The organism is Spongiivirga sp. MCCC 1A20706 (genome assembly GCF_046524175.1).
GTDB lineage: Bacteria > Bacteroidota > Bacteroidia > Flavobacteriales > Flavobacteriaceae > Spongiivirga.
In genome coordinates, this window is record NZ_JBEFZF010000001.1 from 898,898 (window position 1) to 907,699 (window position 8,802).

Annotated in this window: 7 protein-coding genes and 1 rRNA gene; 5 read left to right on the forward strand and 3 right to left on the reverse strand. The window is 36.7% G+C overall.

What is annotated here, in order from left to right; all coding sequences use genetic code 11:
- Positions 1-12 precede the first annotated feature (12 nt).
- On the reverse strand, positions 13-474 hold the full coding sequence (locus ABN763_RS04140) for a (2Fe-2S)-binding protein (protein WP_410484155.1): 462 nt from the start codon (positions 472-474) through the stop codon (positions 13-15).
- A gap of 116 nt (positions 475-590) precedes the next feature.
- Between ABN763_RS04140 and ABN763_RS04145 the strand changes: the two genes are divergently transcribed.
- The 5 genes from ABN763_RS04145 to ABN763_RS04165 all read left to right on the forward strand — a co-directional run bounded on the left by ABN763_RS04145 (position 591) and on the right by ABN763_RS04165 (position 8,299).
- Positions 591-1,019 (forward strand): DUF4268 domain-containing protein, encoded by a 429-nt coding sequence (locus tag ABN763_RS04145; RefSeq protein WP_410484156.1) that lies wholly within the window; start codon positions 591-593, stop codon positions 1,017-1,019.
- Between the two features lie 93 nt (positions 1,020-1,112).
- Positions 1,113-2,546 (forward strand): glycogen synthase, encoded by a 1,434-nt coding sequence (locus ABN763_RS04150; RefSeq protein WP_410484157.1) that lies wholly within the window; start codon positions 1,113-1,115, stop codon positions 2,544-2,546.
- Entirely contained in the window at positions 2,536-3,810 is a 1,275-nt protein-coding gene (locus ABN763_RS04155; RefSeq protein ID WP_410484158.1) for a glucose-1-phosphate adenylyltransferase, read from the forward strand. The genes ABN763_RS04150 and ABN763_RS04155 overlap by 11 nt, the downstream gene beginning before the upstream one ends.
- 16 nt (positions 3,811-3,826) lie before the next feature.
- Positions 3,827-5,734, forward strand: coding sequence for a 1,4-alpha-glucan branching protein GlgB (gene glgB / locus ABN763_RS04160; protein WP_410484159.1), 1,908 nt, complete (start codon positions 3,827-3,829; stop codon positions 5,732-5,734).
- 159 nt (positions 5,735-5,893) lie between these two features.
- Positions 5,894-8,299, forward strand: coding sequence for a glycoside hydrolase family 31 protein (locus ABN763_RS04165; RefSeq protein WP_410484160.1), 2,406 nt, complete (start codon positions 5,894-5,896; stop codon positions 8,297-8,299).
- Here ABN763_RS04165 and ABN763_RS04170 read toward each other — a convergent pair whose 3' ends face one another.
- Both ABN763_RS04170 and rrf read right to left on the reverse strand, forming a co-directional pair.
- Positions 8,300-8,569 carry a hypothetical protein gene (locus ABN763_RS04170; protein WP_410484161.1) on the reverse strand — a complete coding sequence of 90 codons (270 nt, stop codon included), beginning with the start codon at positions 8,567-8,569 and terminating at the stop codon, positions 8,300-8,302.
- A 131-nt stretch (positions 8,570-8,700) separates the two neighbouring features.
- Positions 8,701-8,802 (reverse strand): 5S ribosomal RNA (rrf, locus tag ABN763_RS04175); the annotation flags it as partial.

Sequence of the window (8,802 nt, forward strand, 5' to 3'; positions counted from 1 at the left end):
ATGTTTCGGATTTTAACTTAGTTTTTCTGAGGCTATTTTAACAGCCTTGTGTATTCGTTGGTACGATGAGCATCTGCAAATATTACCTTGCATAGCGTCTTTTATCTCATCAGAAGTAGGACTCGGGTTTTGCTTCAAAAAAGCAGCCGCTGTCATTATCTGTCCAGCTTGACAATATCCGCATTGCGGTACATCGACCTCTTTCCATGCTTCTTGTAAAACGTGATCTCCGTTTTCTGATAGCCCTTCAATAGTTGTTACTTCCATATCTCCTACTTGAGATACACGCAATAAACAGCTTCTTGCAGCCTCACCATCGACATGTACGGTGCAAGAACCGCATTGTGCAATTCCACAACCAAATTTGGTTCCTACAAGATCTAAGTGATCTCTTAAAACCCAAAGAAGAGGGGTATCGGCATCAGCTTGAACGGTTTTAGATTCACCATTCACTTTTATGGTAAATGATTCCATGATATTTTTGGTTTAGTTAACGATTCGCTTTCTAAATTACTAATTTTGAAAAAGAAGATACATTTAGATAAATCTATTTAACCTTTTATTAAGCCAATTAAGAGCAGTTCTAAATAATGTTTAGCAAAGAAGAATCGAGAAAAATACGACAAGAATTCTGGACCTCATTTGGCAAATCGTTCCCAAAAAAATGGATACTTTACAATACAAAAATTAAGAATTGTAGCTTTAAATTTACCTTCGATCGAAAAAAAGCAATAGTCTCATTGGATATCGAAGATGATAGACTTGAAAAAAGAATCGAATTGTGGGAAAAGTTTATTTCTCTAAAAACTATTCTAACCAGAGATTTTATTGCAGATCTCATTTTCGACGACTCATATATTCTTGAAAACGGAAAGGAAATTTCTCGGATTTATATCGCTTTACAAAACGTCAGTATTCATAATAAAAATACATGGCACAAAACCATGGAATTCTTCAATACTAATATGTCATTTTTTGAAGCATTTTTTTGGGAATATGAGGATATTATTAAGTCATAATATAAAGGTCGAAAAAATTACCATCATATCTCATTCTTAGCATCTTGGTAGCATTCATTTTTTGTAATTTTAAAGGATAATCAACAAAACCTTATGAAAATCCTGCATTTTAGCGCTGAGTGTTACCCCCTTGCAAAAGTTGGAGGGTTGGCAGATGTTGTGGGGGCACTTCCTAACTACCAAAATAAAAGTGGGGTTGATGCATCTGTAATAATGCCTTTTTATCAAACTAAAGTAGTTGCCAAACTAAAAACAAAAACAGTATTTAAGCATGCAGTTAAGGTTGGGATCAACACCTACGACTATTCTGTTGAAAAAATAGGTAAGAGAAGATTTGGCTTTTCTATATACCTCTTGAAAATAAAAGGGTTGACTGATAGGGAACAAGTTTATGGCTATGACGATGATTATCTCCGATTTTTAACGTATCAAATTGCAGCTTTGCACTGGATAGTTGAGGAAAAACTCAAACTCGATTTGGTGCATATTCATGATCATCATACTGGGCTCATCCCCTTTATGATGGGATATTGTAAGCAATTTAAAGACCTGAACCACATCCCGACAGTGCTAACCATTCATAACGCACAATATCAGGGGCAGTTTGGTTATGACAAGTTTAATCTCCTACCTGATTTCGATCAGCAACATGCCGGATTGTTAGATTGGTATGGCTGCATCAACCCATTAGCTGCTGCAGTAAAATGTGCTTGGCGTGTAACCACAGTATCACCAAGTTATATGGAAGAAATGGCACGACATGCTAATGGTTTGGAAGGCTTATTAGCACATGAGAAAGCAAAATGTAGCGGTATTATTAACGGTATTGATTGGAATACTTGGAATCCCGAAACTGACGCTTTACTACCAAAAGATTACACCCATGCGACCGTCCAATCTGGAAAAAAAGCGTCTAAAAAGTCGCTTTGCGATGAATTTGGACTTGACGTTAGCAAACCCCTGTTCATTTTTATAGGTCGGTTGGTATGGGAAAAAGGAGCAGATTTACTACCTGATATTTTTAAACAGGTGCTAATGTCAGAAAGAAACAATGGTAATTTCTTAGTCCTTGGATCAGGAAATACCGAAATTGAGGAACAGTTTAATATTTTGGCTCAAGAGTTTAAAGGTATTTTCAATAATCATACTGGTTATAATGAAGCGTTATCGCACAGAATGTATGCTGGCGGCGATTTCTTATTAATGCCTTCAAGAGTAGAACCTTGCGGATTAAATCAACTATATTCCATGCGTTATGGAACTATTCCTGTAGTAAATAACATAGGCGGCTTAAAGGATACCATTATTGATATAGAAGAAACAAATGGTTTTGGAATAAAACATCATGAAGTTTCGGTAGTTGCTGTAGGAAATGCTATCTTCAGGGCGCAAGCACTTTTTGAGAACAAAGAAGAGTTCAAAAAAAATCGAAAAAAAATAATGAAGATCGACCATTCTTGGGATCATTCAGTCAAACAATACATACATCTATACAAATCTTTAACTCAGTCAAAAAATGGTCAATAAAAAAGTACTCGGTATTATCTTAGGAGGAGGACAAGGTTCCCGTTTATATCCCTTAACTGAAAGTCGGTCTAAACCTGCAGTGCCTATTGCCGGTAAATATCGATTAGTAGATATTCCCATTTCAAACTGTATTCATTCAGAAATTAAACGCATGTTCGTGTTAACGCAGTTTAACTCGGCATCTTTAAATAAACATATAAAAAACACCTATAACTTTAGCCTCTTTAGCGCTGCTTTTGTCGATATTTTGGCTGCTGAACAAACTCCAGAAAACAAAACCTGGTTTCAAGGCACGGCTGATGCAGTTAGACAGTGTTTACCTCACTTTTTAGCTCATGATTTTGAGTATGCGCTAATTCTTTCCGGGGATCAATTATATCAGATGGATTTTAATGAGATGGTAACAGCGCATATAAAAGCTAAAGCAGAAATTAGCATTGCTACCTTACCAGTCAATGCTAAGGATGCCACCAGCTTCGGAATTTTAAAAACCGACTCAAAAAATATGATTGATCGCTTTATAGAGAAACCGGCGGCCGAGTTGCTTCCTGATTGGAAATCGGATGTAACAAATGAGATGAAAAGCCAAGGACGCGAATATCTGGCATCAATGGGTATTTATATTTTTAACAGAAAGCTACTGGTTAAGCTATTAGAAGCAAATAAAGATACCATTGATTTCGGAAAGGAAATCATCCCTGGAGCAATTGAAAAGCATAAGGTACTAAGTTATCAATATGAAGGTTATTGGACGGATATCGGAAATATTGATTCATTTTATGAGGCTAACCTAGGACTAACCGACGATGTGCCAAAATTCAACCTTTTTGATGGAGATCGAAATGTACTTACCCGTGCTAGAATACTACCCCCTTCAAAAATATCAGGTACAACTTTAGAAAAAACAATGGTTGCAGAAGGAGGAATCATTAACGCTAGTAGAATAGAAAACTCGGTTATCGGTATTCGAGCTCGTATTGGTAAAGGTACTACGGTTGCCAATTCGTATATTATGGGTAATAGTAAATTTCAAACTCTGGATGAGATTGAACGCTGTATACAAAAAAACCAACCCTACGCTGGTATTGGAGACCGATGTTATATAAATCATGCTATAGTCGACAAGAATTGTAAAATAGGAAACGACGTTCGCATTAACGGTGGGAAACATCTTGAAGACCAAGAACACGATGCCTATGTTATAAAAGACGGTATTGTTGTAATAAAAGCTGGTGCTACCATTCCGCACGGTTTTACTATTTAATTTAATACACAACTGAATGCAAAAGGTTTTACCGCATAGTCTTTTTACCGATTTTGATATTCAACTCTTTAAAGCAGGAAAACATTTTAAACTATATGAAAAACTAGGTTCTCACATTATTGAGGTTGACGATGTAAAAGGTGTATACTTTGCGGTCTGGGCGCCATCTGCAAAATCAGTATCAGTAGTGGGAGATTTTAACTATTGGAATGATGCTGAACATCAACTTTATGTCCGGTGGGACGGGTCGGGTATTTGGGAAGGCTTTATCCCCGAGATTAGTCAAGGTGAAAAATACAAGTACAAAATATATAGCCATCATAATGGAATAATAACTGAAAAAGCTGATCCCTATGCAAAACGTTGTGAGCACCCACCAAATACAGCTTCAGAAGTATGGGACTTAAAATATTATTGGAATGATGCTGATTGGATGGGTTACCGGAAGAATAAAAATGCCTTGGATAAACCTTTCTCTGTATACGAAGTACACTTAGGTTCCTGGAAGTTCAATACGAAAGACAATCGCCCTTTGAGCTATGTGAAACTTGCCAACGACCTAGTTGATTATGTAAAAGAAATGGGGTTTACCCATGTGGAGTTTATGCCTATTATGGAATATCCTTATGATCCGTCATGGGGGTATCAATTAACGGGTTACTTCGCCCCTACTAGTCGTTTTGGTTTTCCTGAGGATTTTATGCTTCTTGTAGATAAACTACATCAAAATGATATTGGAGTTATCCTCGATTGGGTTCCCTCCCACTTTCCGGAAGATGCGCATGGCCTCGGTTTTTTCGATGGGTCACATTTATATGAACATCCAGATAGACGAAAAGGCTACCATCCCGATTGGAAAAGCCTAATTTTTAATTATGGTAGAAATGAAGTACGTTCATTTTTGATATCAAATGCTCTTTTTTGGCTTGAAAAATACCATATTGATGGACTTCGAGTCGATGCAGTTGCTTCCATGCTATATTTGGATTATTCTAGAGAAGATGGTGAATGGGAACCTAATATTTATGGAGGACGAGAGAATTTAGAAGCAATTTCTTTTTTACAGGAACTCAATGAAACAGTTTATAAAAATCATCCTGATGTACAGACGATTGCTGAAGAATCTACTGCTTATACAGGCGTTTCTAAGCCCATTTATCATGGTGGTTTAGGTTTTGGCATGAAATGGATGATGGGTTGGATGCATGATACACTATCATATTTCAAAAAGGAATCCATACACAGAAAATACCACCATAACGAAATTACTTTTAGCACAACATACGCCTTTACGGAAAATTTTATGCTTCCTTTATCTCATGATGAAGTAGTATACGGGAAGAATTCCATCAGAGGCAGAATGCAAGGTGACGAATGGCAACAAAATGCCAATTTAAGACTGCTTTATGGCTATATGTTTACCCATCCCGGCACTAAATTATTATTTATGGGAAGTGAATTTGGGCAAACCGAAGAATGGAACTTTCAGCAAAGTTTAGACTGGCATTTGTTACAATACAATTTTCACAAAGGAGTACAACAATGTGTAAAAGATTTAAACACCCTTTACAAATCGTTCCCTGCTTTATATGAAAAACAATTCAGTGATGAGGGTTTTGAATGGATTGACTATAATGATCACGAAGCATCTGTATTATCTTATATCAGAAAAGGACATGATGCTGAAAATGATTTAATTGTTGTTTGTAATATGACTCCCGTACCCCGAGAACATTATAAAATTGGGGTACACCAAAAAGGTAATTTAGTAGAAATCTTCAATTCTGATAAAAGTGAATATGGAGGTAGTGATATGAAAAATCCTAAAAAAGTAAAAATTGAAAACAAAGAATGGTACGGTAAGGACTATTCTGCCAAAATCTTAATTCCGCCTCTCTCCACCATGGTGTTCGCTTTTAAATAATCAAAATAATTACGAGAAACACAAAAAAAAGGCTTTTTAATTGTTGTAAATGCATTATGAAATGGGTTTAAATAATAAGCCCATAATGTTAATAACAATACTTTTAATTGTTGGTATAAATACGTTCATTTGTGGAGGTTCGCCAACAAAAATATCGCTATGATTACCAATACTGAACTAGAATACAAAGGCAATTTATTTCCTGCACAAATAACGAGTTACCAAAAAAACGTTGATGTATTAAACTTTATCACTAAAAACGGAGTTGCCTTACAGGTTACAGTTTTGCGCGATAGTGTTTTACGTTTTCGATACGCCACTACTGGTATATTTGGCAATGATTTTTCATATGCCATTACTAAATACGCAAGTAGAGGATACAATAAACTGGAGATTGATGAAACAGATGACCACTATATCATTACAACTGCTAAGCTTATTTGTAAGATTGATAAGACCAACCTTAAGAAAACAATATATGATGCTGCAGATAACACGTTAATTAGTGAAGATGAATTAGGTTTTCACTGGGAAGAAAGTTATCAGTATGGTGGTGATATTGTAAAAATGAGCAAAATATCACCCGATGGTGAGAGTTTTTATGGTTTGGGAGACAAACCTGTTCACATTAACCTAAAAGGAAAGCGATTTGAGAATTGGGTAACCGACTCTTATGCTTATGGTAAGGATACTGACCCTATATATAAGACAATTCCATTTTATATAGGCCTCCATCATAAAAAAGCATATGGTATTTTCTTTGACAATACATTTCGTTCGTTTTTTGATTTTGCACATGAGCGAAGACATGTCACCAGTTTCTGGGCTCAGGGAGGTGAAATGAACTACTACTTCATTTACGGTCCCCAAATGTCAGATGTAGTAGCAAACTATACTGACCTCACCGGAAAACCTCACCAGTTACCACCGCTTTGGGCGTTGGGATATCATCAATGCAAGTGGAGCTATTATCCAGAATCTAAAGTAAGAGATATTGCTGCCAAGTTTCGTGAACTTCAAATACCTTGTGATGCACTATATTTAGATATCGACTATATGGACGGCTTTCGATGCTTTACCTGGGATAACGAACGCTTTCCTGATCCAAAAAAAATGGTCAAGGAATTAGAGGACGACGGATTTAAAACAGTTGTCATTATCGATCCGGGAATTAAGATTGATATGAACTATGATGTGTTCAAAGAAGCATTAGACAAAGACTACTTTTGCAAACGTGCTGATGGTCCTTATATGAAAGGTAAGGTTTGGCCAGGAGAATGCTATTTTCCGGACTTTACAAATCCTGAGGTAAGAGAATGGTGGTCTGATCTTTACAAAGAATTGATTGAAGATATTGGAGTGCGCGGTGTTTGGAACGATATGAATGAACCAGCGGTAATGGAAGTCCCTGGAAAGACGTTTCCAGATGATGTACGGCATAATTATGACGGAAATCCATGTAGTCACAGAAAAGCACATAATGTGTATGGTATGCAAATGGCGCGAGCCACCTATCAAGGATTAAAGAAATTTGCATACCCTAAACGACCTTTTGCCATTACCAGAGCAGCATATTCAGGGACACAGCGCTATACTTCATCTTGGACCGGTGACAATGTAGCCACGTGGGAGCATTTGTGGATTGCCAATATCCAAGCGCAACGTATGGCTATGTCTGGTTTCTCATTTGTTGGGTCTGATATTGGTGGTTTTGCTGAACAACCTACCGGAGAGCTATATACTCGATGGATCCAATTGGGAGCTTTTCATCCTTTTTTTAGAACCCATTCTAGTGGTGATCATGGTGACCAAGAGCCTTGGTCTTTTGATGAAGATGTAACGGACATTGTTAGAAAATTTATCGAAATACGCTATCAGCTATTACCCTATCTGTATACTTCATTCTGGCAGTATGCCGATGAAGGTACTCCGATGTTAAAATCGTTAGTGCTTTACGATCAAGACGATCCGCATACGCATTTCAGAACTGACGAATTTGTTGTGGGGGATCATATTTTAGTTTGCCCTATACAAGAGCCTAATGCTAAAGGAAGACGTATGTATATTCCGCGTGGTAAATGGTATAACTTCTGGAATGATGAGATTACTCATGGAGGAAAAGAACAGTGGGTTGACGCAGATATTGATAAAATGCCGATTTTTATTAAGGCCGGGGCAATTATACCTAAGTACCCTGTTCAACAATATGTAGGGGAAAAAGAGATAGATCAACTTACCTTAGATGTTTTCTATAAGGAAGGCAAGGAGAACTCTACCGTTTTTGAAGATGCCCATGATGGTTATGACTATATTAAAGGTCGTTACAGCCTTCGAAACTTCAAACTTACAGGAAAGCCAAATGAGTTAATTATTCAACAGTATAAATCAGGAAAATATATTACTCCATATAATACATTCAAAATAGAATTACATGGCTTACCTTTTAAAATATTCAAAATTCAAATTGATAATGAGGAAGCGTTATTTGAAGATGTAAGAGTAAATGGTGACAATACCTTAGTTGTCACCAAAGATTTTACTGAGTTGCATATTATTGGTAAATAATTAAGGTAGAACAATCAAATAAAAGAAGACTGCAAGACCAACAATAATCGCTAAACTTACCAATAGGGTTCGTATGTTATCTTTTTGTCTTTCGCGCTTTTTATGTAGTTTAATTCTCTTTAAACGAGCATCGCTAACTTTGCTATAGGATCCTTTCTTCTTTCTAGCAACACCGCCCACGGGTTTTTGCCCCATATAAGGTAAATGAGGTTTTTTCAACAGTTTTCTGTTGTTTTTTAAGGTCGTTACGGCATGTGAAGCTGAACCCATAGTATATATATGTAATATTTTTAGTGTAAATGTTACATAGCAGAAAATATAGGCCCTGAAGAGTTACAAAGAAGTTGGTATTGATATAAAATAAAAAACCCTGACAATTTTGTTGTTGTCAGGGTTTTTAAAGAAGGCGGCGACCTACTTTCCCACAAGTGTAGTATCATCGGCGCTAATGGGCTTAACTGCTCTGTTCGGAATGGTAAGAGGTGAGCCCCATTGCTATAACC

Bases quoted from the DNA above. Each gene is read 5' to 3' on its own strand.
- ABN763_RS04140 (WP_410484155.1), bottom strand. From the start codon at position 474: ATGGAATCATTTACCATAAAAGTGAATGGTGAATCTAAAACCGTTCAA.
- ABN763_RS04145 (WP_410484156.1), top strand. From the start codon at position 591: ATGTTTAGCAAAGAAGAATCGAGAAAAATACGACAAGAATTCTGGACC.
- ABN763_RS04150 (WP_410484157.1), top strand. From the start codon at position 1,113: ATGAAAATCCTGCATTTTAGCGCTGAGTGTTACCCCCTTGCAAAAGTT.
- ABN763_RS04155 (WP_410484158.1), top strand. From the start codon at position 2,536: ATGGTCAATAAAAAAGTACTCGGTATTATCTTAGGAGGAGGACAAGGT.
- glgB (WP_410484159.1), top strand. From the start codon at position 3,827: ATGCAAAAGGTTTTACCGCATAGTCTTTTTACCGATTTTGATATTCAA.
- ABN763_RS04165 (WP_410484160.1), top strand. From the start codon at position 5,894: ATGATTACCAATACTGAACTAGAATACAAAGGCAATTTATTTCCTGCA.
- ABN763_RS04170 (WP_410484161.1), bottom strand. From the start codon at position 8,569: ATGGGTTCAGCTTCACATGCCGTAACGACCTTAAAAAACAACAGAAAA.